Genomic DNA, 23,516 nt, shown 5'->3' on the forward strand with positions numbered 1-23,516 from the left:
CCTACGCGCCCTAACGAATTTTTTGCCTTGTTTTTACGAGGCAGGGATTTTTGCATGCCAAACATTTGGAGCACACTATGAAAAGCACACGCGTAGCCGTCGATGTAGGCGGTACTTTCACTGATATCTGCGTTATGGATGAACACACCGGACGCATCAGTATTGAAAAAACCTCCTCTACTGTAGACCCCATTGAAGGCATCTTGAATGCCGTTGATAAAAGCAAAGTAGACCTGAATCAGGTTTCGCTGTTTTCTCACGGCACTACGGTTGCGACTAATGCTCTGATCACTCGCCGCCTACCCCGTACAGCCATGATCTGTACCGAAGGCTTTAGAGACGTCATTGAAATACGTAGGGCCAACAAAGAAGACCTCTGGGATATTTACAAAGACGTAGCCCCACCCCACGTAAAACGCCGTGACCGACTCTGCGTGGCTGAGCGTATAGACGCGCAAGGCAAAGTAGTGACCACACTAGATGTAGAGCAAGCCAAGCAAGTCGCTCGTACCCTACGTCGTCGTGAAGTAAAAGCGGTAGCTATCTGCTTTATGAATGCCTACATGAATCCACAGCACGAACAACAAATGCGCGATATTCTGCGAGCAGAAATGCCTGATGTCGCTATTTCGTTGTCCTCTGAAGTGATGCCTGAGATTTTTGAGCACGAACGCTTCTCTACCACCGTGATCAATGCGGCCTGCAGCCCTGTGGTCGTGGACTACACCAAACGTTTAGGACAAGAACTAAAACGTCGCGGCTACGAAAGCGATCTGCTGCTGTTACACAGTGGCGGTGGCGTGATGACCACCGAAGCGGTCGAGCACTTTTCTGCACGCTTAGCGGGTTCTGGTATTGCCGCAGGGGCGATTGCCAGTCGCCACATTGCCATGCTGTGTGGCTTCAAAAATTCCATTGGGTTAGATATGGGCGGCACCTCTACTGACGTGTCCCTCGCTTATGACGGGCAGTCTCGTATCACCAATGACTGGTTCATTGAGTTTGGTTACCCCATTCGCTTTGCCAGTATTGAGGTACTGACCATTGGCGCAGGCGGCGGATCATTAGCCTGGCAGGATGAAGCGGGCTCTTTGCGAAATGGCCCCCAATCCGCCGGCGCAAACCCAGGCCCAGCTTGCTACGGTAACGGCAACATGCAGCCTACCAACACCGATGCTAACGTCGTACTAGGTAGATTAGGAACGAGGTTGGCAGGTGGCCAGGTCACTCTGGATGCCTCTCTCGCCCATAAAGCCGTTCAACAAGGTGTGGCCGAACCGTTCAAGCTAGAACTGCACGATGCCGCCCAAGCCATTATCGACGTTGCCAATGCCAACATGGCTGACGCGGTACGTCTACTGTCCATTAGCCGAGGCTATGACCCACGTGACTTTGCGTTGGTGTCTTTTGGTGGTGCAGGTGCTCTACACGGCGTAGCTATTGCCCAAGAGCTTTCCATTCCTGCTGTGATTGTTCCGCCAAACCCCGGCGTGGCCTCAGCACTGGGCTGCCTGCTCGTTAATATCCAACACGACTTTGCTGAAAGCTATATCAAGCAAGCCTCTGAAGTGGATATAGCCGAACTAGAGTCTGCTTTCCAGCGCCTGGAAGCTGAAGCCGTCTCGCATCTGACGCATGAAGGCGTAAAAGAAGAAGACATGGTGCTGGAACGCACTATAGACATGATGTACCAAGGCCAATGGCGCTCGTTGGCAATACCGGCCCCACGCCCAGTGAAAACGCTGGATAGCTTGATTGATATCTTCCACCAAGAACACGAACGCGAATACAACTATCGCCGTATGGATGCACCTGTTAGCGTGTTCCGCCTAAACCTCAAAGCGGTAGGTTTAGTCGCACAAGCAGAGCTACCACGCCACGAACCAACAGGGGTTATTCCTACCCCTGTCAGCCATAGAGAAGTGTGGTTTTCCAAATTTGGCGCCTGCCAAACCCCTGTTTACGAACGCACTGACTTGCCTGCCGGCTTCAAACTAGAAGGCCCAGCCGTGATCGAACAGTTGGACTCCACTGTAGTCGTGCCCCCGCAATGTCATGCTGACATCGACAACTACCTGAACATTATCATCCGTTTCTAAAAGGCAGAAGAATCATGACTACTGCAACCACATCCACCACGTTGGACCCCGTCACCTTTGAGGTGTTGAAGAACTCCTTCATTACCAGCGTAGACCAGATGGCAGAGCAAATTCTGCGTACCTGCTACTCGTTTGTGATTTATAACCGTGACTTTTCCAGCGGTCTGCATGATGCACAAGGTAATTCCGTTGCCCAAGGGAATCAGGATATTGCCGTGCACGTAGGCACACTGCACTTCACCTGCAAAGCCGTAATTGAAGCCTTTAAAGGCGACATACACCCCGGCGATGTCTACGCCATCAATGACCCTTATGCTGGCGGCACCCACTTTAACGACGTGCGTTTAATACGCCCTATCTTCTCAGGGACTACTTTACTGGGCTTTAGCCAATCCAATGGTCACTGGTCAGACTTAGGCGGCAGCGTACCAGGCTCTTTTGACGTCACCGCCAAAGACATGTTCAAAGAAGGTATGCGTATCACCCCAGTACGCCTCTTCCACAAAGGCGTGTTCTGTCGTGATGTCGCACACCTAATTGCTTCTAACACACGAGACCCCGCCTCTATCATTGGTGATATTCACGCGCAATCACAAGCCACCCAAGTGTGTGAACGAGAAATCATACGCTTAAGTGAAAAATACGGCGTAGACACCGTTCTGGAAGGCATGGGCGCTGTGCAAGACTATGTAGAACGTGCCGTGCGCCAACGTTTGGCAGCACTACCTGATGGTGAATGGGAAACACAAGACTTCATCGATAGAGACCCTATCTCTGGTGAAGGCATGATTCCTATTAAGGTCAAACTCACTATCAAAGGCGATCGCGCTACCTACGACTTTACAGGGAGCCACCCTACTATCGGCTCTATTTATAACTCGGCCTTCGGTTCTACATTCTCAGCCGTAGCCGCTGGTATGAAAACCTTCTTCCCAGACCTGCCATTGAACAGCGGTTTTTACCGCGTGTTTGATGTGATCGCCCCTGAAGATAGTATTGTGAATGCACGCTGGCCAGTAGCCGTCACGGGCTTCTTGATGCCGTTTGAAAAAATCATGAATGCGATCTATGAAATTTGGTCGCAAATCATGCCAGAACGCGCTACCGCCTGCGCCTTTAACTTGGAATACCTACTGACAGGCGGTAAAGATGCGCGCAGCCCAGAGAAACCCATCTTTATGTTCTACGACTGGCTGCCTGGTGGCTGGGGCGGACGTAACGGCAAGGATGGCAGCAACGTCACTACCGCATCGTTTGGGGTAGGCTTAATGTCGCAACCCGTAGAAGGACAAGAGCGGGCTAACCCTATTCTGACTACCGAGTTCCAAATCCTCACCGACTCAGCCGGTCCTGGGAAATGGCGTGGCGGCGTGGGGGTACGCAAGACATCTATCATGCAAGATGCAGAAGACCCTGTGATCTCCTACATTTGCGACCGTGAACGTGCCATCGTATGGGGTATTAATGGCGGTCTGCCCTCTATGCCACACGGCTTAACCCTCAAACGTGCAGATGCTGCCGAATCTGAATGGTTGGGTTCTGTATTTTCTGATGTATCCGTAAGTTCTGGCGATGAATTCAGTCGCCCTACGGCAGGCGGTGGTGGTTTTGGTGACCCGTTAGAGCGCGACCCCAAACTTGTGCTCGAAGATGTCATTGATGAATACGTATCCATTGCTCGTGCTGCCAAAGACTATGGCGTCATCATTGAGGCAGTAGACCCAGAGATTTGTGAATACCGCATTGATGAAGCAGCTACCGTCACACTACGTGAACATATGCGCTCCAGCCGACTGGATTGGATGAGAACCGACCCAGAACACGTCGCAGAATGGTATAGAGCTGGGGATATAGATCAGTTAGATGCTGTGCGCCGTTATGGTGTCATTCTGGATTGGGATCAAGGCACGGTATTACCCATTTCCACACAGCAGTTCCGCGACATGCTAGAAAAACGTACCCTGCAACACTGGATGCAAACTGAAGCGGTTACTGCCTAAGCGTATGAAGATACATCCTTGCTATGCCAACACCGTAACGCCCTGCACACGGCATAGCAACATCGTCTAGGCAAAAAAATCCCCCAGTTAACCTCTGGGGGATTTTTTGTATGCTGCAGTAGATTCACAACGGCAGCATGCTAGCAGCTATTAACCGTTAAACACACCCGTAGACAGGTAACGATCACCTCTATCGCATGCAATAAATACGATAGTGGCATTTTCTACCTGAGCAGCAACACGTAGCGCTGCTACCAAAGCACCGCCCGTAGAGATACCCGCAAAAATACCTTCTTGCGATGCCAGAGCACGAGCGGCATCTTCAGCTTCTTTTTGGCCAATCAGTTCGTATCTATCTACGCCATCCGCCTCAAAAATAGAAGGTTGGTATTCTTCTGGCCATTTACGAATACCGGGAATGGAAGCGCCCTCTGCTGGCTGCGCACCTACGATCATCACATCAGGTTTCTGACGACGCAGGAAAGAGCCCACACCCATGATCGTACCTGTAGTACCCATAGCACTCACAAAGTGCGTAACACGACCGTTTGTCTGAGCCCAGATTTCAGGGCCGGTGCTATGAATATGCGCCTGAGGGTTATCATCATTAGAAAACTGATCAAGCACGATGCCTTTGCCTTCGGCTTGCATTTTCAGTGCCAAATCGCGCGCATACTCCATACCTCCTGCAGACGCTGGAGTCAGAATAAGCTCTGCACCGTAAGCCGCCATAGAAGCTCTACGCTCTACAGACAGGTTGTCAGGCATGATCAAGATCATTTTGTAGCCACGTACCGCAGCAATCATTGCCAACGCAATACCTGTGTTGCCACTGGTAGCTTCAATCAATGTATCGCCGGGTTTGATCTGGCCGCGCTCTTCGGCACGACGAATCATGGAACTCGCAGCACGGTCTTTTACCGAACCGGCTGGATTATTACCTTCCAACTTGGCAAGAATCACATTCCCACGCTCTGTGGTCAGTTCTGGATGCAGGCGTTGCAAACGCACCAGGGGAGTTGAGCCAATGGTATCTTCAATAGTCGGATAAGCAGTCATAGTCTAAGTATCAGCAAAATCAAATAAGGGGTGCCCATCGCCTACACAGTTTTCGTGGCTGGGCTGGCAACACTTCTTTGTATCATGACCATTTTGAATGCTATACCAAGGTTCTGTCTACTCTATTACGGAATATCTACTGATATAGGCACGCTAAACCTCTGTATAGAGCATTTAGTTCTATATGCCACCAGTCATCCCTCTTAAAAAGCATAACGTAATGAGGGTGACTGAGGCTGAACATAGAGGTATCACCCTTCACGCCCTTATGTTCAGCCCACCCACCTTAGCGAGTCGTAGCGGCTGTAGCGGCCTCACCACCTTGCACGGTTAGCCCGCCCTGCTCTAGTGACTGCGCTCGCTTGGCGCCAATACCTTTGACGCGCTCCTGCAAGTCTTGGAGATCCATAAATGGCCCACCGCGTTCGCGCTCTTCTACAATCAAGGCCGCCGTTTTAGGCCCAATGCCTTTGATTTGTTGTAGCTGTTCGTCTGTAGCAGTGTTCACGTTCACCGCCCACGCCAACGCACTGAAGCCCCATAAACTTAGGCACAGCAATAGCGCTATAGCACCACGAGAAACGCTGCTACACAGAGAGGCAAAACGGGGGGATATTGCTAAGGAAGTCATCATCAAAACTCCTAAGAGATAAAGGAGCTTTGATGATGCTGGATGGCCGCATGATTATGGCGAAGGCTGACTGGCTTTGCCCATGCGCAACCTTACCTACAGATTAGGATTTTTTACTGAGTTCGTGTCTAACGTAAGCCGACACACCTTCGCCTACTGTGGCAAATTCAGCTTGATAACCAGCACTACGCAATGCCGTCAAATCTGCCTGCGTGTGGCTTTGGTAACGCCCTTTCAGGTCATCCGGAAACTCCACATAACGGATCAGGCCTTGATGCACTAAATCAGGCAGCGATAACGCCTCTTTACCTTCAGACTCACGCATGGTATTCACTACAGCCATCGCTACATCGTTAAAGGGCTGCGCTCTACCTGTACCGCAGTTATAAATACCTGAAGCAGACAACGGTTGCTTCAAGAAATGCAGATTCACGTTTACCACGTCATCAATGAAGATGAAGTCACGCTGCTGGCCACCATCTGCGTAACCATCCCAGCCACCAAACAAACGCACCAAACCTTCTGTCTGGTATTGCTTCATGTTGTGCAATGCAACCGATGACATGCGGCCTTTATGCTGCTCACGTGGACCATACACGTTGAAATAACGCAGTCCCACTACAGGTGCTACCAAGCTATCAAAACGACGGCGCAGTACCTGATCAAACAGCAATTTGGAATAGCCATATACATTTAATGGCCCTTCATTTTCTGGCGCTTCGGCATATACCGGACCAGCACCGTACACGGCCGCTGAAGATGCATATAAGAAAGGAATGCGTTTTTTCTGACAGTACTCGAACAACTCCAAGGTAACTCGGTAGTTGTTATCCATCATGTAGTGACCATTACGCTCGGTAGTGTCCGAACACGCACCCTGATGGAAAATCGCTTCGATATTACCTAACTGATCTTTGGCTACACGCTCACGGAATTCGTCTTTGTGCATGTAATCAGCTATAGACAAGTCCACCAAATTGACGAACTTATCGCCATTCAGTAGATCATCCACCACCAGGATATCGCTAATCCCTTGCTTATTCAGGCCGGCCACCAGATTACTTCCGATAAAACCAGCTCCGCCTGTTACTACGATCATTGCAATTCTCCTGCTGTCACAATGGATGTGCCTAACTTACCTACTACGATGCCGCCGGCAATATTTGCCCAGTTCATAGCATCGCTCCACGATAATCCTGCCGCTTTAGTCACTGCCAGCGTCGCCAAAACGGTATCACCCGCACCCGATACATCAAACACTTCTTGTGCTTGAGCATCAGCATGAAAACGCCCTTCTGCCGTAAAAATGGTCATGCCCTGCTCTGATCTCGTGATCAGAATGGCCTCCAACTCCAAAGCCTGACGCAACGCTTGCGCACGCTCTTCCAACTCAGCCTCGCTATGCCATACCCCTACTGCTTGCGACATTTCCAAGCGGTTAGGCGTCAAGATAGTAGCGCCAGTGTAGCGCACGTACTTGTCACCTTTAGGGTCTACCAACACGGGAATACCACGTTTTTTGGCCAAAGCAATGAGCGACTCTACCTGCGCCAAACAGCCTTTAGCGTAATCAGACAAAATTACTAGATCGTGTTCAACGATAAGTCTTTCTGCTTGCTGCTGCAATACATCTAAAATCGCAGCAGAAGGACGCTCTTCAAAGTCCACACGCATCAACTGCTGCTGGCGTCCCAATACACGTAGTTTTAACGTAGTGGGCATCTGAGCATCACGCACCATTTTCGTGCAGATCCCAGCCTCTTGAGCGCGCTGCTCTACCGCATCGGCAGTCACATCATCACCCACCACACCCAATAAGGATACGTGAGCACCAAGAGCTGCCACGTTACGCGCGACGTTTGCCGCACCGCCTAACCTATCCTCTTGACGGCCCATCTTAACCACAGGCACTGGCGCTTCAGGAGAGATTCTATCTACGTCGCCGAACCAATAGCGGTCCAGCATCACGTCGCCAATAACCAGCACCTTTAACTGCTGAATTTTTTCTGCTGGAAAAGCAGTCATCGCATTTCCTCCAGACGCTTGGGCGCATAGCTCTCCCAAGAGTTACAACCCGGACATTGCCAATAATAATGCTGCGCTTCAAAACCACACACATCGCAGGAATAACGATCCAAACGTTGTGCATGTTTATGTACGACTTTGTACAACAAGCTCAAATCTGCCCCTGCCACAACTTCGGCTGCCGCCGCACCGGGAGGGATAGACTCATAATCTGGTACACGTAACGTGTGGTCGGCATGCTTAAGCTCTGCTTCCAGCATACGATCCAACCCCAACAATAAAGGTTGTTCGCGCAACGCAGAACGAGAGAATGCCCATGCACGTATATGACCTTGCTGTTCACGCAACTCTTTGAACACCACGATAAACACATCCAATGAAGGATGCAGTTCATAGTGCGCCTTCAACTGAGATAAGCCTTCAGCAGCCACACCCAACTGTGTGCAACATTGCATGAAACGTGCCGCCACTAAACCTGCATACTCAGGAGCAATACTCATGGCTTCTAGCAAGTAGCGTCGCTGTGCTTGTAGATCACCTTTAGCTTGCGCCAAATGGCCTTGCAGCATGCATATCCGGGCTCTAGAAGCCACACTACCGCGTTCCTCGCCTAGCTCTTCAGATGCTTGCTCTGCTGCCTCTAAGGCTTTCTCGGCCTTTTCTAGATTAGGCTCACGTCGTTTCAGTGCAGTCTCTGCCTCCTCACACTGGTAATGCACCAGTTGCGGCACAGGCTCATCCACCAACGTGCGCAAGTAATGCACAGCAGCAATAGCTTTAGGCCAGTCGTGTTCAGATTCATAAATCCGAATCAATGCACGGGCTGCATCCAACGAGTAGCGAGTATCCAATACGGCTTTAAATGCTTCTTCTGCCCTATCTAGCAAACCAGCTTTGAAGAAGTCTTGCGCCAATTCATATTGCGCAGCATCTTTATCGCTCTGCGGCAAATCTGAACGCGCCAACAAACTTTGGTGAACACGAATGGCACGCTCGATTTCGCCACGACGTCTAAATAAGCTACCTAGCGCAAAATGCAACTCGGTAGTTTCAGGGTCTAGCTTAGCGACTTCCACAAACGCATCAATCGCGCGATCAGGCTGCTCGTTAAGTAGAAAGTTCAGACCTTTAAAATACGAATTCGGCAAATTTTTTGACTCAGACAACAGTTGTCTAAAATCAAAACGCGCTGCCAGCCAACCCAGTGCAAACAGCACAGGAAATATTATGAGCCACCACGGTTCAAAATCCACGCACCCAACTCCTTATGCTACTTACAGAGGCGTAACTACATCAGCGACTTCATTACGTTCAGCAACTATAGGCTGACGTTGCTGACGCTCTAAACGCACAATTTCCTGTTTCAACTTGGCTACTTCACGACGCTTACGCAATATCGCCAGCACCATCAACAGCACACCGATGAACAACCCTACGATTAATGCCGTCAGCATCACCACTACTAGGGGGACGCCCGTAATCATATAGTTGGCAAAGAAGTGCACATCTACAGGCTCGGTATTTTTCAGTGCAAACAACAACACAATCACAAAAACCAGCAGACGCAATACCCAGACTAGATAGCGCATGTCATGACTCCACTTTATTGGCAAGAAACCATTGTAATTTGAAATTAGCTTCTACGCCCATACGCAAAACAGGCCCTACGATGAGGGCCTGTTTTTTTTCAGACGGACTAGCAGATCTTGCTGTGCTTTTCTCGTTAGCTTTCTGATGAAGCCTCAGAGCGCTTTAGCTCTTCCAGATACGCTGCATCTACACGTTCACGCAACTCTTTACCGGCTTTGAAGTGTGGCACCTGCTTAGCAGGTACTAGCACTTGCTCACCAGAGCGAGGGTTACGCCCTACACGAGGAGAACGCGTAGATAGCGAGAAACTACCAAAACCACGTATTTCGATACGTTGACCGTTCGCCAAGGCTTGAGTCATTGCATCTAACATAGTTTTGACCGCGAGATCCATATCACGCTGAGCCAACTGCGGGTAGCGGTTGGCCAGCAGTGTTATCAATTCCGACTTAGTCACGCTGATTAACCGTCGTCGCGCTGCTGCTGATCCAATTTGGCACGCAGCAGAGCACCCAGGTTAGTTGTCCCCGAAGAAGCGCTAGCTTCGGAAATGCGCTGCATGTTGTCAGCGGTATCAGCGTTATCACGTGCTTTCACGGACAGTTGGATGCTACGAGCTTTACGATCCACGTTCAGGATCATTGCCTCGATTTCCTCGCCTTCTTTCAGCACGGTTGTTGCGTCTTCAACACGACCAGCTGCCAGCTCGGAAGCACGCAGGTAACCCTCAACATCAACGGACAGTGTAACCACAGCGCCTTTGGCTTCTACGGATTTCACTACACCGCTTACTACAGCGCCTTTATCGTTTGTAGCAACGTAGTTGTTGAATGGGTCGCCTTCCAACTGTTTGATACCCAGAGAGATACGCTCTTTCTCGGTGTCGATACCCAGCACAACGGCGTCAACTTCTTCGCCTTTCTTGAAGTTGCGAACGGCTTCTTCACCTGTGTCTGTCCAGGACAGATCGGACAAGTGAACCAGACCATCAATACCACCGTCCAGACCAACGAATACGCCGAAGTCAGTGATGGATTTGATTGCGCCACGTACTTTATCGCCACGTTTGAAGTTCACTGCGAACTCTTCCCATGGGTTAGGACGGCACTGTTTCATACCCAAAGAGATACGACGACGGTCTTCGTCGATATCCAGAACCATAACTTCAACTTCGTCGCCCAGTGTAACCACTTTGCGAGGATCAACGTTTTTGTTGGTCCAATCCATTTCGGATACGTGTACCAGACCTTCGATACCGTCTTCCACTTCAACGAATGCACCGTAGTCGGTCAAGTTAGTTACTTTACCGAACAGACGTGTACCTTGTGGGTAACGACGTGCCAGACCGATCCAAGGATCTTCGCCCAGCTGTTTAACGCCCAAGGAAACGCGGCTGCGCTCTTGGTCAAATTTCAGCACTTTAGCTTCGATTTCTTCACCAACCTGCAGAACTTCGGATGGGTGACGAACACGGCGCCATGCCATATCTGTGATGTGCAACAGACCGTCGATACCGCCCAGATCCACGAACGCACCGTAATCGGTGATGTTCTTCACGATACCCTTGACCACTACGCCTTCGGTCAGGGTTTCCAGCAGTTTTTGACGCTCTTCGCCCATGCTTGCTTCCAGCACTGCACGACGAGACAACACAACGTTGTTGCGTTTACGATCCAGCTTGATCACTTTGAATTCGAAGGTTTTGCCTTCGTAAGGAGTGGTGTCTTTTACTGGACGCAGATCAACCAAAGAACCCGGCAAGAATGCACGGATACCGTTGGTCATAACTGTCATACCACCCTTGACCTTGCCAGTTACCGTACCGTTTACCAGTTCGCCGGATTCCAAAGCTTGTTCCAAAGCCAGCCATGCGGACAGGCGTTTAGCGCGGTCGCGGGACAGAATTGTGTCGCCGTAGCCGTTTTCGAAGGAATCGATAGCAACAGAAACGAAATCGCCTGGTTCAACTTCCAGTTCGCCCTGATCGTTCAGGAACTCTTCCAGAGGAATCAGAGATTCGGATTTCAGGCCAGCGTTAACCAACACGTAGTTGTGGTCGATACGCAGAACTTCAGCAGAAATAACTTCGCCAGCTTTCAGGTCTTGGCTTTTTACGCTTTCTGCAAACAGGTCGGCAAAGCTTTCGCCGCCAAGAATATCGGTAGTAGTTGAGGACATTAACAATCCCATATCAGCCATTTCTGGCTTCTAAATAAACACACCGGAACCATTTCCGGTGGAGTTGTAAAACGCTGACGTTACTAACAGCCAGCACCAATCAGGAACGTTGCCAAAGCGCCAACACTTTCGCCACAGTTTCTTCAATACTTAAGTGTGAAGAATCAATGGTGACAGCATCTGCCGCAGCAACTAGCGGAGCACTCGCTCGGGTGGTATCCCGCAAATCGCGTGCCTGCAAATCTTCCAAAAGACTCGTAAGACTAGCAGAAATTCCTTTTTCCATCAACTGTTTGTAGCGCCTCTCGGCTCGGATTCGGACATCCGCCACAAGAAAAATCTTTAAGGGTGCATCAGTGAAAACTACGGTGCCCATATCGCGACCATCAGCGACCAGCCCCGGCATCACCCTGAAACTACGCTGACGCTGTAGCAACGCCTCACGCAATCGAGGGTACGCCGCAATTTTGGATGCCGCATTGCCCACGTCTTCTGCGCGTATCGCATCAGCCACCAGCTGACCTTCTAACACCGCACCTTGCTCGCCAAAGCTCACATCCAAATGCAGCGCCACATCAGCCACAGCCGCTTCGTCATCTAAGGACACGTTTTTTTGCAGCGCAGACAGCGCTGTCAATCTATACAGCGCACCGCTATCCAGCACATGCCAACCCAGCGCTTGCGCAACTTGGCTCGTAATAGTGCCCTTACCTGAAGCGGTAGGGCCATCAATAGTAATTACGGGTACTACACTCACGCGCTCACCAAACGGTTAAAGACTGAAAAATAATCGGGGAAAGTTTTGCTCACGCAGTCTGGGTCGAGGATATTCACGCCCACAGGAGAAAATGCTGCCAGCGAAAAACACATAGCGATACGGTGATCATCGTAGGTATCTATATCAGCGTACTGCCACCCTCCTTCTGCGATGGGCCATACGGTTAGCCAATCAGGCCCCGACTCTACCTGAGCACCCAACTTCTGCAGCTCTGTGTGCATGGCATGAATACGATCCGTTTCTTTGACACGCCACGAGGCAATATTCCGTAAAGTACACGGACCATCCGCAAACATTGCCAACGCCGCCGCTGTCATTGCCGCATCAGGAATTACATTAAAATCCAAATCAAAGGCTTTTAAACGCTGTCCATTCGCCACTTGCACGCCACGCACTTCCATTGCATGCGCTTCAAAGCGCACCTCTGCGCCCATGGCTTGAATGACCTTAGCGAAGTCCACATCACCTTGGGTAGATGCTGAGCCCACGCCTTCAATGCGCAGTGGCCCACCACCAATTGCACCTAATGCCAAAAAGTAAGAGGCAGAAGACGCATCGCCCTCTACTTGAAAGTCACCTGGCGACACATAGTGCGCATCGGCTGGCACGGTAAAACGCTGCCATGCCTCATGCTGAACCGAAACACCAAAGTCTTGCATCATCGCCAAGGTAATGGCGATATAAGGCTGCGAAATCAGCACGCCTTCTACCTCTATGTGCAACGGCTGCTGATGCACTGCCGTCCACAATGGCGCCGCCATCAGCAATGCTGTTAAGTACTGGCTGGATACATTGCCTTTAACGCGTATGCAGTTTTCAGCGCGCAATGCCCCTTTACCTATAGCCAAAGGTGGGTAGCCTTCGTTACCCAAGTAGCGCACATCAGCACCAGCGCTACGCAATGCGTCCACCAAGTCACCAATAGGACGCTCATGCATACGGGGAATACCGCTCAAGGTGAACTCTCCACCCATGAACGCCAAGGCCGCGGTTAAAGATCTGAAAGCCGTACCGGCGTTGCCCAAAAAGAAATCGCCCTTGAGGTGCGTAAAAGGCATTTGACCACGCACAACTAATGCGCTGTCAGACTCCTCTACGCTCACACCCATCTGGCGCAATGCCGCTTTCATCACTTTGGTGTCATCGGACTCCAGCAAACCGAATAAGCGTGTTTCACCTTCTGCCAGCGCAGCTAACAGTAACGCACGATTCGAAATGCTTTTTGACCCGGGCAATGTCACTGTACCTTGCGCCTGCTTCACTGGCGTCAAGACCAGATTCTCTGTTCTACTCATAATCCACTCCTACCCGCCCACAGCCGGCGAGCCAACGCAGCACGCTCGAGGAAGTCCTCTAGAGCCGCCCCATCCTCGTTGCGCAACGCTTGCTCTGCTTGAGCAAATGCTTGCTGCACCTCTTCCAATTCTTGTAATACGGCTTCGCGGTTAGCTAAGAAAATATCTCGCCACACCTCAGATGAGCCAGCAGCGATACGGGTGAAATCCCTAAAACCACTACCCGCCACAGCGAAGCGTGAGTCAGCATCAGGTGCCATAGCCACCTGCCACATAAATACTGATGATAAAAAATGGGGTACATGGCTCACCGATGCCAATACCCTATCGTGCACATCAGGTAGCATTAATAGGACTCGTGCACCACACGCCTTCCATAGCGCCACCACTTTATTGCGAAACGACTCAGGGTTTTCATCTAAGGGAGTCAAAATGACGTTACGGCCTTGATAAAGTTCGGCTGTTGCAGCCTGCGGCCCTACCTTCTCAGCCCCTGCAATAGGGTGCCCCGGTACGAACTGGGCAATTTTGTCACCCAGCGCCTGACGTGCCGCCTGCACTACATTCATTTTTGTACTACCCGCATCCGTGACAACGGTATGCGGTTGCAGGTGCGGTTCCAGTGCACGTAGCACCGACTCCGTCGCACCTACTGGCATGGTCAGCAAGATCAGATCCGCTTGTTGTGCGCACTCTTCTAGACTTACCACTTCGTCTACAAGACCTAGCTCTTTAGCTACCTGCACACTTTGAGGGTTGCGACCCGTACCCAGAATACGCATATTGGGATACTGCTTGCGCAACGCTGCTGCCACTGAGCCGCCTATTAACCCAGGCCCCACAATCGCCAGCGTACCTAGTTGCGCCATGTAGCCAACAGTCGCCTCCCCTCTCTCCATACCTGCTCTCTTTATTGTGCTGGGTAAGAACCCAATATTTTGAAGAAAGCCACTGTTTGCTTCAGCTCAGCCAAGGCTTGCTGCATGGCTGGCTCATCTTTATGGCCTTGCAGATCCACATAAAAATAGTATTCCCATTGACCTGTACGTGCAGGACGCGACTCCAAGCGAGTCATGGAAACACCATGCTTAGCCAATGGCGACAGCATGTCATATACCGCACCTGATTTATTAGGCACAGCCAGAATAATGCTAGTTTTATCTCTACCGCTAGCCAAAGGCTCTATGTTGCCAATAGTCAGAAAACGGGTGCGGTTATGCGGATCGTCCTGTATACCTTTTTCTACTACCGACAACCCCCACACCATCGCAGCAGAAATGCTCGCAATAGCAGCCACATCATCGTGCTCAGAGGCCAATCGTGCAGCCTCAGCATTGCTGGAAGCAGGCTCACGGCTAAGTTCAGGATGGTTACGCATCAACCAGGACTGACATTGTGCCAATGCTTGAGGGTGGGCCATTACTTTGGTCACACCATCCAGATTGCCACTTTTCGTCAGCAAGTTGTGATGAATATTCACCGAATGCTCACCCAACACTTTCAGCGGTGAGTTCAGCAGCAAATCCAATGTACGGTTAACAGCACCTTCTGTGGAGTTTTCCACTGGCACGATACCCACATCGGCTTGCCCTGCCTCTACCGAGCGGAACACTTCATCAAAGCTGTCGCAATAAACGTTGCTGATGAAATGTCCGAAGTGTTCGTAACCCGCTTGCTCAGAGAACGAACCCTGGGGGCCTAAACAGGCCACGCGCAGCACGCTTTCCAAACCACGGCAGGCAGAAATAATCTGCCCCCACACGGCTTGTACGGATTCTGCAGTAAACGGCCCTTTATTCACCCCTTGCAAGCGACGCACAATCATGGCTTCACGCTCAGGCTTCAAGATGGCATCTTCGGCGTCGTAGTTCTGCTTAACCTTACCCACTGCCAAGGCAGCCTGAGCACGCTCATTGAGCAGTGCCAGGATACTTTCATCAATGCGGTCGATTTCGGCACGCCACGGCGCTAACTGTTCTTGCAAAGTTTTAGCCATGACGCTGCTCGAACTCCTTCATGAAGGCCACCAAGGCTTGCACACCTTCTAAAGGCATAGCGTTGTAAATAGAAGCACGCATGCCACCAACACTCTTATGCCCTTTCAACTGCAACAAACCTTGTTTGTCGGCTTCAGCCAAGAACACAGAATCCAATGCGGCATCATGCAACTGGAACGGCACGTTCATACGTGAACGATCGCAGGTTTGTACGCCATTTACGTAGAAGGAGGATTGATCCAAGTAACCGTACAAGGTTTCCGCCTTAACGATATTGGCTTTCTCGATGCTGTCTACACCACCTTGTTGTTTCAGCCATTTGTAGACCAAACCAGCAATGTAAATGGAGTAGGTAGCCGGAGTATTCACCATGGATTGGTTAGCCGCTAACAGCTCGTAGTTGAATACGTGTGGGCAAATAGCATCTGCCGCACCCAACAACTCTTTACGAATCACCACCAGCGTCAAACCTGCTGGGCCCGCATTTTTCTGCGCACCAGCGTACAGCATATCAATGCTGTCGAAATTAAACGGTCGAGACAACAGGTTAGACGAGGCATCCACCACCAGAGGCACGTCAAAACGTGGCCACTCATTGTGTTCCACCCCACCAATAGTCTCGTTACTGCAGACGTGGATATACGAGGCATCAGACTGCAAATGCCACGTATCCACAGCAGGGAACCACGCAAAAGGTTTGTACTCACGGCCATCAATTTTAGCAGCGGCCGCAGAGCTAGCTGCCACATTGATATGACCAAACTGAGTCGCATCTTGCTGCGCCTTAGATGACCAGTTACCAGAGACGATATAGTCCGCTTTGCGTCCGGGTTTCAGCCCTAACAAGTTCATAGGAACGATGGCATTTTGGGCCTGTGCACCACCCTGCGTAAACAGAACGGCGTAGTCCTCGGGCACTTGCAGCAAATCACGCAAATCAGCCTCGGCTTCTTGCAGAATCTGCATAAACTCTTTACCGCGGTGGCTCATCTCCATAACGGACATGCCACTGCCCTGCCAATCCAGCATTTCTGCTGCTGCACGTTCTAGTACTTCCACCGGCAAGACGGAAGGACCCGCTGAAAAATTCCACGGACGCATCATTGACTCTCTCTATTCATTCCCTTCATCAGCAGCTAAAGACGAGGTATCCCCTGTTTCGGTTGATCCTGCAGCATCAACCGTTTCGTCACTTTCTTCATCAGCCTCTACGTCATCTGTTTCAAGAATGCGGTAGACACCTGACAATTTGCTCTCTTCGTCGACGCTAATCAATGTGACACCCTGAGTGGAGCGGCCCATTTCACGAATTTCATCTACTCGTGTACGAACCACCACACCAGAGTTGGTGATCAACATCAACTCGTCACTTTCTTTCACCAACACCGCACCAACTAAGTCGCCATTGCGGGCAGAACATTGGATGGCGATCATGCCTTTGGTGCCACGACCGTGACGTGTGTACTCTTCCAGTGCAGTACGTTTACCGTAACCGTTAGCAGTAGCCGTCAGTACCGATACGCGTTCAGCTTCTTCGCCTTCTTGTGGCTCGGCACCCTCAGGGTCGGCCACCAGCAAGGAAATCACGTTCTGACCGTCCTCTAGACGCATACCGCGTACGCCACGTGCTGTACGCCCCATAGGACGTACATCACCCTCATCAAAGCGCACTGCTTTACCTGCATCGGAGAACAACATCACATCATGCTTACCATCAGTGAGCTGAGCGCCAATCAAGAAGTCGCCCTCGTCCAGATCAACCGCAATAATGCCGGCTTTACGTGGATTGGAGAAATGCGACAACGGTGTTTTCTTCACTGTACCTCTGGAGGTAGCCATGAAGACAAACTGATCGTCACTAAACTCTTTAATGGACAATACGGCTGTGATTTTCTCGTCGTCAACCAACGGGAACATATTCACGATTGGGCGGCCTCTGGAGTTACGAGAACCCTGTGGCACTTCCCATACTTTCAGCCAGTACAAACGCCCATGATCCGAGAAGCACAACAACACGTCGTGTGTATTAGCCACGAACAACTGATCTACCCAGTCGTCTTCGCGCATAGTCGTAGCAACCTTGCCTCGACCACCACGACGTTGCGCACGGTACTCAGACAACGGCTGACTCTTCACATAGCCCGCATGCGACAAGGTCACCACCATATCCATTGGCGTGATCAAGTCTTCGGTGTCTAGCTCGGTAGCGTTGTGCTCGATTTCAGAGCGACGTGCATCTTTATCGGTACGGGAGAACTCTTCTTTAAGCTGCAACAGCTCGTTGGAAATAATTTCAGTCACACGCTCAGGACGGGACAAGATATCCAGCAAGTCGGCAATACGCGCCATGATTTCGCGGTATTCGTCGACAATCTTGTCTTGCTCCAGACCAGTCAAACGTTGCAAGCGCATGTTCAGGATTTCCTGAGCCTGCACTTCGCTCAAACGATACTGACCATCATTTTGCAAGCCAAAGCGAGCAGACAGATTATCAGGACGGTACGCAGCACGCCCACCAGGCACACCACTGTCATCAGCACGCGACAACATGTCACGCACCAAGGTGGCATCCCAAGTGCGGGACATCAACTCTTCACGAGCCACAGGTGGTGTAGGTGCTGCACGAATAATGCGAATGAACTCATCGATATTCGCCAGCGCAACCGCCAAACCTTCCAGAATATGGCCACGTTCGCGAGCTTTACGCAGTTGGAACACTGTGCGACGTGTCACCACTTCGCGACGGTGCATCAAGAAGTACTCCACCAGTTGCTTCAGGTTCAACAAGCGTGGCTGGCCATCTACCAGAGCCACCATGTTCATACCGAAGGTTTCTTGCAACTGTGTGTTCTTGTAGAGGTTATTCAGAATAACCTCGGGCACCTCACCACGTTTAAGTTCGATAACCAGACGCATACCGTCTTTATCGGACTCATCACGAATATCAGAGATACCTTCAATTTTCTTGTCGTTAACCAAGTCAGCAATACGTTCTTGCAACGATTTCTTGTTGACCTGATATGGCAAGGCATCGATCACAATCGCCTGACGGCCATTGCTACGCTCAATGTCTTCAAAGTGTGCGCGTGCACGCATCACCACACGACCACGGCCTGTGCGATAACCTTCACGCACACCAGACATACCGTAGATAATGCCGCCCGTAGGGAAATCAGGAGCAGGGATGTAATCCAGTAGGTCGTCTACCGTACACTCTGGATTTTTCAGGCAGTACAAACATCCCTCTACAACTTCACCCAAGTTATGAGGAGGAATATTCGTCGCCATCCCTACCGCAATACCGGAGCTACCGTTTACCAACAGGTTAGGCAAACGGGAAGGCAGCAGCGCAGGCTCTTGCTCGCTACCGTCGTAGTTAGGGATGAAATCCACGGTTTCTTGGTCTATATCAGCCAGAATCTCGTGGGCAATTTTTGCCAGTCGGATTTCGGTATAACGCATCGCCGCCGCGCTATCACCATCGATGGAGCCGAAGTTACCCTGCCCATCTACCAACATATAGCGCATGGAGAAGTCCTGCGCCAACCGCACAATCGTGTCGTACACAGCCGAATCACCGTGAGGGTGATACTTACCAATCACGTCCCCCACAATACGGGCGGATTTCTTGTAAGCGCGGTTCCAGTCGTTGTTGAGCTCGTGCATCGCAAACAGTACTCGCCTATGCACTGGTTTCAAACCATCACGCACATCAGGCAGAGCACGTCCAACAATTACGCTCATTGCATAATCAAGATAGCTGCGACGCATTTCCTCTTCCAGAGATATTGGAAGAGTCTCCTTAGCAAAGGAATCCATATGAAAGGTCTTTATAGATATAAGTTAAGCAAGAAGCTGGCCGTTCTCGGTCGAATAAGAAATTCTAGCACTTACTGAGCCCCTATATGGAATTGGGCTCGATATTCGTCACAGACGATTGACTTTGACCCTTCGTCAGACTTTACTCAGCCCAAACTTGCCCTCTTGTTGCCCAAACCCAACAGATTTTGAGCATATATGCATTTATTACCCTCATCAGGCGTTTATGCCTAAAACGCGCTTAACTTAAGGCCTACAAATGACTTAAGATTCCAGCTAACAAGCGTGAAACAGGGCTTAATACTAGGCATCATGCGTAGTCTTGCATATACTGGTTCCGTTACATATAAGCGGCGGGAGTTCGCTGCGGTCACTTAACAGGCATTAGCTTAAACGAGGAGAAACATGAACAAAACCTCCAAAATCGCACTTGCACTCGCCTTTGCGGCAGCCACAGCCACAGGTACTGTGTCGGCACAAACTGGCGAAGTTAACAACTGGCAAAATCCATTCGGCAACGTATGGATGAACGGCACGAACGAACTGTGCTGGCGTGATGCATTCTGGACACCAGCAACAGGTATTCCTGGTTGTGACGGCGTACCAGTTGCTCAAGCAGAAGCCCCAGTTGTTGCTCCTACAACTACTAAAGTTGTTCTGAGCGCAGACACATTCTTTAACTTCGACAAATACAACCTGAAACCAGAAGGCCGTCAGGTTCTGGATCAAGTTGCTGAACAAGTTCGTGGCCTGCAACTGGAAGCTATCATCGCCGTGGGTTACACAGACTCCATCGGTACTGATGCTTACAACTTGAAACTGTCACAACGCCGTGCCCAAACTGTTAAAGATTACCTGATCAGCAAAGGTATTCCTGCTGACCTGATCTACACAGAAGGTAAAGGTAAAGCCGATCCAGTTGCTACAAACAAAACAGCTGCTGGCCGTGCCGAAAACCGTCGCGTTGAGCTGGAAATCGTGGGTCTGCGTAATCAGTAATCCACACGTAGCCATCTGTCTTACGACAGAGTCTAAACAGGCTATACTAAAGGCTCCGCATTTTGCGGGGCCTTTTTCTTTGCTATCACCGTATTTCCTATGAGCACACTAAACAGCGTTAACGTAGATCCCGCAGAAATAGAAAAATTCAGTGCTTTGGCCTCTAAATGGTGGGACCCCACCAGCGAATTCAAACCACTACACGCGATCAACCCTCTGCGCTTATCGTGGATTCTGGAACACACCGGCCCGCTGGCAGGGAAAAAAGTTCTGGATGTTGGCTGTGGCGGTGGCATTCTGACTGAAGCCATGGCTACCCACAATGCTGATGTAACCGGCATTGATTTGGCTGAAAAATCACTTAAAGTAGCGCGCTTACACAGCTTAGAAAGCGGTGTACCCGTGAACTACCAAATGATCAGTGCCGAAGCTCACGCTGCGGAAGCCGCTGGCCAATACGACGTAGTTACCTGCATGGAAATGCTGGAGCACGTACCTGATCCCGCTTCGATTATTCAAGCCTGCTCTACTCTGGTTCGCCCCGGTGGTTGGGTGTTTTTCTCCACCCTTAACCGCAATCCCAAATCTTTCTTGTTTGCGATCGTAGGGGCTGAGTACATACTCAAACTGCTACCCGCAGGTACGCACTCTTACTCCACATTTATCAAACCACATGAGCTGGCACGCAGTGCACGTGAAGCCGGTTTGAGCAATATGGACTTGCGTGGCTTAGAGTACAACCCGCTCTCACAGCACTACTGGCTGTCACGTAACACTTCCGTCAACTATCTACTTGCCACACGCAAGGAAGCATAAGTAGCAACATGGCAACGTCTAAGCTTGTACTGTTTGATTTTGATGGCACGCTGGTAGATTCAGCACCTGATTTGGCTGCGGCTGTAAACCGCCTGCGCCACGACCGCAATCTACCCCCACTCCCTTATGAACTGCTGCGTCCAGTTGCCTCACACGGCGCTCGTGGCCTATTAGGCACAGGCTTAGGGTTAGATACCGAACATCCTGATTACCTCGTAGTACGCCAACAGTTCTTGGACTACTATGCTGAAGACATCACCACGCTGAGTCATCTGTTTAACGGCGTAGACGCTATGCTGGCAGGCCTTAAACAGAACAATTTGCCTTGGGGTATTGTGACCAATAAAGCCATAGGCTTAACACGCCCTATCATGGCTAAATTTGAGCTAGATGTGGAGTGTAAGGTATTAGTCGGAGGCGATAGCACCCCTTATCTTAAACCCAACCCCGCATCTCTGCTTCTGGCTACCAGCACCTACGGCATCGCGCCTGAACAGTGTATTTATGTGGGCGATGACCTACGTGATATACAAGCAGGTAAAGCCGCTGGTATGCCCACCATTGTTGCTGCCTACGGGTACTGTAAAGACGACGACACTGTCCCCACCTGGGGTGCTGATGCCATTGCTAACAGCCCCGAAGAACTACTGCAACAGTTGCAAGAATGGGGCAGCAAAGCCTAAAGCACACCACCTAAGCGCCTGATCTCACAGGCGCTTAGTGTATATACCGCTACTTCATTAACAAGAAGCCTGCTGTTTTCTTCTGATCTGCAGAAATATTCTTGCTGTTCATCAGATCATCCAGATCCTGCATCGCAGATGCTACTGCGCCACTCAACGCCGCCACCTCTCCCTGTAGCCTAGACACCTTCTGCTCTTTCTCACTCTCAGACAGTTTCTGATCCGCCATAACCTGCTGAAGCTCTAGCTGCTTTTGCTCTAACTGCTCACGTAACTCGCGTATACGTTTCAGTAGTCCCTTCATCGTATCGGGTAGGTCGCTGTCGTCTATATCTGCATTTTTATTTTGCTCTGCTTTTTGATGTTTAGCTGCTGCATTCAATGCCTCAGCTGAAATGCTAATACGCACACTTTCACCAATAGGCTGTACCGCAGATGCTGATAGAGTTCCATCCAACATGCGTTCTTGTTGAGGCAACGATGCTGCCTCACTACGATTATGATCCAGCACCGTCGCAGACACCGCCAACAGCGAAGAAATAGGCATAAAAACCTCTAGTTAACACACAAAAATGCCGTACCGCTATGTGAAGCGGTACGGCATCATAACGACCTTTTTTGATTATTATTTAGCTATTTTGCCATTTATCAGCTAACCAAAAGGCGCAGGATAAGGTTTTCGCATCAGTAATACGACCATCTTTGCACGCCTCTAAAAACTCCTCTACAGGCATGCTGAACACATCTAGAAATTCGCCATCATCTAGTTGTCGTGTACCGGCTTGTAGACCTGTAGCAAAGTAAGCGTAGAGCACTTCGTTTGAATAGCCTATAGCCAGATGGATTTTCCCCGCCAAATGCCATTCACTGGCGGTGTAACCAGTTTCTTCTAACAGCTCACGTTGGCCACATACAAATGGATCCTCGCCTGAATCCAGTTTGCCAGCAGGAAGCTCAATCATGACTTGCCCTACGGGATGACGATATTGGCGCTCTAACAGTACATGTCCGTTATCCAGCAATGGAATCACCACCACAGCCCCTGGATGCACTACATAGTCACGAGTGCTTTGCCCACCATCAGGCAAACGTACAGTGTCTCGTTTCAGTGTGATGAAGCTTCCTTCATGCAGCGTTGTGCTTTCCAGCAACTCTTCAGTTAAATGCGTAAATTCAGCGTCTTGATCCGTCGTAGTCGGTTGAGTCATTGTATTTTCCATTACCAGAATATGTACTAGCGTCTACGCGACGCCCCCCATCACTATACCGTTTTCAATTGCAGAGATTATGTACCTAACGAGAAATATCTTTGCAGTCTCCACCGCAAGCACATCGTCTACCTATTTGCGTTGCTGGTTATCTGTAGGCATTTGTGCATCCCCAACCACCCACGGCAAGGGCACGAAGATATCTTGTTTGGAATATGAGGTGTAAAACGCTCCTAGCTCTACCGGTGGAGTTGTCTCATGCTTAGGCACCGTCAGCGCACATCCTGCTAGTAATACATTCATCACCACACCCGCCACACCATACATATAACGCCGCAT

At 50.4% G+C, this 23,516-nt stretch carries 22 protein-coding genes; 5 read left to right on the forward strand and 17 right to left on the reverse strand.

Going from position 1 to position 23,516, the window contains the following annotated elements; translation table 11 throughout:
- Positions 1–77 precede the first annotated feature (77 nt).
- Both ACLO87_RS10265 and ACLO87_RS10270 read left to right on the forward strand, forming a co-directional pair.
- Positions 78–2,099, forward strand: a complete 2,022-nt coding sequence (locus ACLO87_RS10265; protein WP_430223612.1) for a hydantoinase/oxoprolinase family protein — start codon at positions 78–80, stop codon at positions 2,097–2,099.
- A gap of 14 nt (positions 2,100–2,113) precedes the next feature.
- Entirely contained in the window at positions 2,114–4,099 is a 1,986-nt protein-coding gene (locus tag ACLO87_RS10270; protein WP_430223613.1) for a hydantoinase B/oxoprolinase family protein, read from the forward strand.
- A 150-nt stretch (positions 4,100–4,249) separates the two neighbouring features.
- Here the strand turns inward: ACLO87_RS10270 and cysM are convergent, their stop codons facing one another.
- The 14 genes from cysM to gyrA all read right to left on the reverse strand — a co-directional run bounded on the left by cysM (position 4,250) and on the right by gyrA (position 19,471).
- Positions 4,250–5,158 carry a cysteine synthase CysM gene (cysM, locus tag ACLO87_RS10275; protein WP_135862998.1) on the reverse strand — a complete coding sequence of 303 codons (909 nt, stop codon included), beginning with the start codon at positions 5,156–5,158 and terminating at the stop codon, positions 4,250–4,252.
- Positions 5,159–5,444: 286 nt separating this feature from the next.
- Entirely contained in the window at positions 5,445–5,792 is a 348-nt protein-coding gene (locus tag ACLO87_RS10280) for a ComEA family DNA-binding protein (RefSeq protein ID WP_430223614.1), read from the reverse strand.
- A gap of 100 nt (positions 5,793–5,892) precedes the next feature.
- A complete protein-coding gene (gene rfaD / locus ACLO87_RS10285; protein ID WP_135862995.1) occupies positions 5,893–6,888 on the reverse strand; it encodes an ADP-glyceromanno-heptose 6-epimerase in 996 nt (331 codons plus the stop codon).
- On the reverse strand, positions 6,885–7,814 hold the full coding sequence (rfaE1, locus tag ACLO87_RS10290) for a D-glycero-beta-D-manno-heptose-7-phosphate kinase (RefSeq protein ID WP_430223615.1): 930 nt from the start codon (positions 7,812–7,814) through the stop codon (positions 6,885–6,887). Before rfaE1 ends, rfaD begins: the two co-directional genes overlap by 4 nt.
- The gene (gene lapB / locus ACLO87_RS10295) at positions 7,811–9,067 is read right to left on the reverse strand and encodes a lipopolysaccharide assembly protein LapB (protein ID WP_135862991.1); all 1,257 of its coding nucleotides are present in this window, start codon (positions 9,065–9,067) and stop codon (positions 7,811–7,813) included. Before lapB ends, rfaE1 begins: the two co-directional genes overlap by 4 nt.
- Before the next feature lie 21 nt (positions 9,068–9,088).
- The gene (locus ACLO87_RS10300) at positions 9,089–9,403 is read right to left on the reverse strand and encodes a LapA family protein (RefSeq protein WP_135862989.1); all 315 of its coding nucleotides are present in this window, start codon (positions 9,401–9,403) and stop codon (positions 9,089–9,091) included.
- 134 nt (positions 9,404–9,537) lie between these two features.
- On the reverse strand, positions 9,538–9,861 hold the full coding sequence (locus tag ACLO87_RS10305; protein ID WP_135862988.1) for an integration host factor subunit beta: 324 nt from the start codon (positions 9,859–9,861) through the stop codon (positions 9,538–9,540).
- Between the two features lie 5 nt (positions 9,862–9,866).
- On the reverse strand, positions 9,867–11,582 hold the full coding sequence (rpsA, locus tag ACLO87_RS10310) for a 30S ribosomal protein S1 (RefSeq protein WP_168246826.1): 1,716 nt from the start codon (positions 11,580–11,582) through the stop codon (positions 9,867–9,869).
- Between the two features lie 100 nt (positions 11,583–11,682).
- Complete coding sequence (cmk, locus tag ACLO87_RS10315) at positions 11,683–12,339, reverse strand: (d)CMP kinase (protein ID WP_135862986.1); 657 nt, start codon at positions 12,337–12,339, stop codon at positions 11,683–11,685.
- The gene (gene aroA / locus ACLO87_RS10320; RefSeq protein WP_430223616.1) at positions 12,336–13,655 is read right to left on the reverse strand and encodes a 3-phosphoshikimate 1-carboxyvinyltransferase; all 1,320 of its coding nucleotides are present in this window, start codon (positions 13,653–13,655) and stop codon (positions 12,336–12,338) included. Before aroA ends, cmk begins: the two co-directional genes overlap by 4 nt.
- Positions 13,652–14,554, reverse strand: a complete 903-nt coding sequence (locus ACLO87_RS10325) for a prephenate dehydrogenase (protein WP_135862982.1) — start codon at positions 14,552–14,554, stop codon at positions 13,652–13,654. The genes aroA and ACLO87_RS10325 overlap by 4 nt, the downstream gene beginning before the upstream one ends.
- Positions 14,555–14,565: 11 nt before the next feature.
- Positions 14,566–15,651, reverse strand: coding sequence for a prephenate dehydratase (gene pheA, locus ACLO87_RS10330; RefSeq protein ID WP_430223617.1), 1,086 nt, complete (start codon positions 15,649–15,651; stop codon positions 14,566–14,568).
- Positions 15,644–16,756: a 3-phosphoserine/phosphohydroxythreonine transaminase gene (gene serC / locus ACLO87_RS10335; protein ID WP_430223618.1), complete on the reverse strand. Its 1,113-nt coding sequence runs from the start codon at positions 16,754–16,756 to the stop codon at positions 15,644–15,646. The genes pheA and serC overlap by 8 nt, the downstream gene beginning before the upstream one ends.
- Before the next feature lie 9 nt (positions 16,757–16,765).
- Positions 16,766–19,471, reverse strand: coding sequence for a DNA gyrase subunit A (gene gyrA / locus ACLO87_RS10340; RefSeq protein ID WP_135862977.1), 2,706 nt, complete (start codon positions 19,469–19,471; stop codon positions 16,766–16,768).
- Positions 19,472–19,876: 405 nt separating this feature from the next.
- On the opposite strand from gyrA, the gene ompA reads away from it, so the two are divergent.
- The 3 genes from ompA (at position 19,877) to gph (ending at position 21,969) form a co-directional block, all read left to right on the forward strand.
- The gene (gene ompA / locus ACLO87_RS10345) at positions 19,877–20,470 is read left to right on the forward strand and encodes an outer membrane protein OmpA (RefSeq protein ID WP_135862975.1); all 594 of its coding nucleotides are present in this window, start codon (positions 19,877–19,879) and stop codon (positions 20,468–20,470) included.
- Positions 20,471–20,569: 99 nt separating this feature from the next.
- Positions 20,570–21,286, forward strand: coding sequence for a bifunctional 2-polyprenyl-6-hydroxyphenol methylase/3-demethylubiquinol 3-O-methyltransferase UbiG (gene ubiG, locus ACLO87_RS10350; RefSeq protein WP_135862973.1), 717 nt, complete (start codon positions 20,570–20,572; stop codon positions 21,284–21,286).
- A gap of 8 nt (positions 21,287–21,294) precedes the next feature.
- The gene (gph, locus tag ACLO87_RS10355; protein ID WP_430223619.1) at positions 21,295–21,969 is read left to right on the forward strand and encodes a phosphoglycolate phosphatase; all 675 of its coding nucleotides are present in this window, start codon (positions 21,295–21,297) and stop codon (positions 21,967–21,969) included.
- 49 nt (positions 21,970–22,018) lie between these two features.
- On the opposite strand, the gene ACLO87_RS10360 is transcribed toward gph, so the two are convergent.
- From ACLO87_RS10360 to ACLO87_RS10370, 3 genes are all read right to left on the reverse strand, one after another.
- A complete protein-coding gene (locus ACLO87_RS10360; protein WP_430223620.1) occupies positions 22,019–22,516 on the reverse strand; it encodes a hypothetical protein in 498 nt (165 codons plus the stop codon).
- Between the two features lie 82 nt (positions 22,517–22,598).
- Positions 22,599–23,177 (reverse strand): NUDIX domain-containing protein, encoded by a 579-nt coding sequence (locus tag ACLO87_RS10365; protein WP_135862967.1) that lies wholly within the window; start codon positions 23,175–23,177, stop codon positions 22,599–22,601.
- Between the two features lie 132 nt (positions 23,178–23,309).
- A complete protein-coding gene (locus tag ACLO87_RS10370) occupies positions 23,310–23,516 on the reverse strand; it encodes a hypothetical protein (RefSeq protein ID WP_430223621.1) in 207 nt (68 codons plus the stop codon).

Source organism: Paenalcaligenes sp. Me52, assembly GCF_050487965.1.
GTDB lineage: Bacteria > Pseudomonadota > Gammaproteobacteria > Burkholderiales > Burkholderiaceae_B > Paenalcaligenes.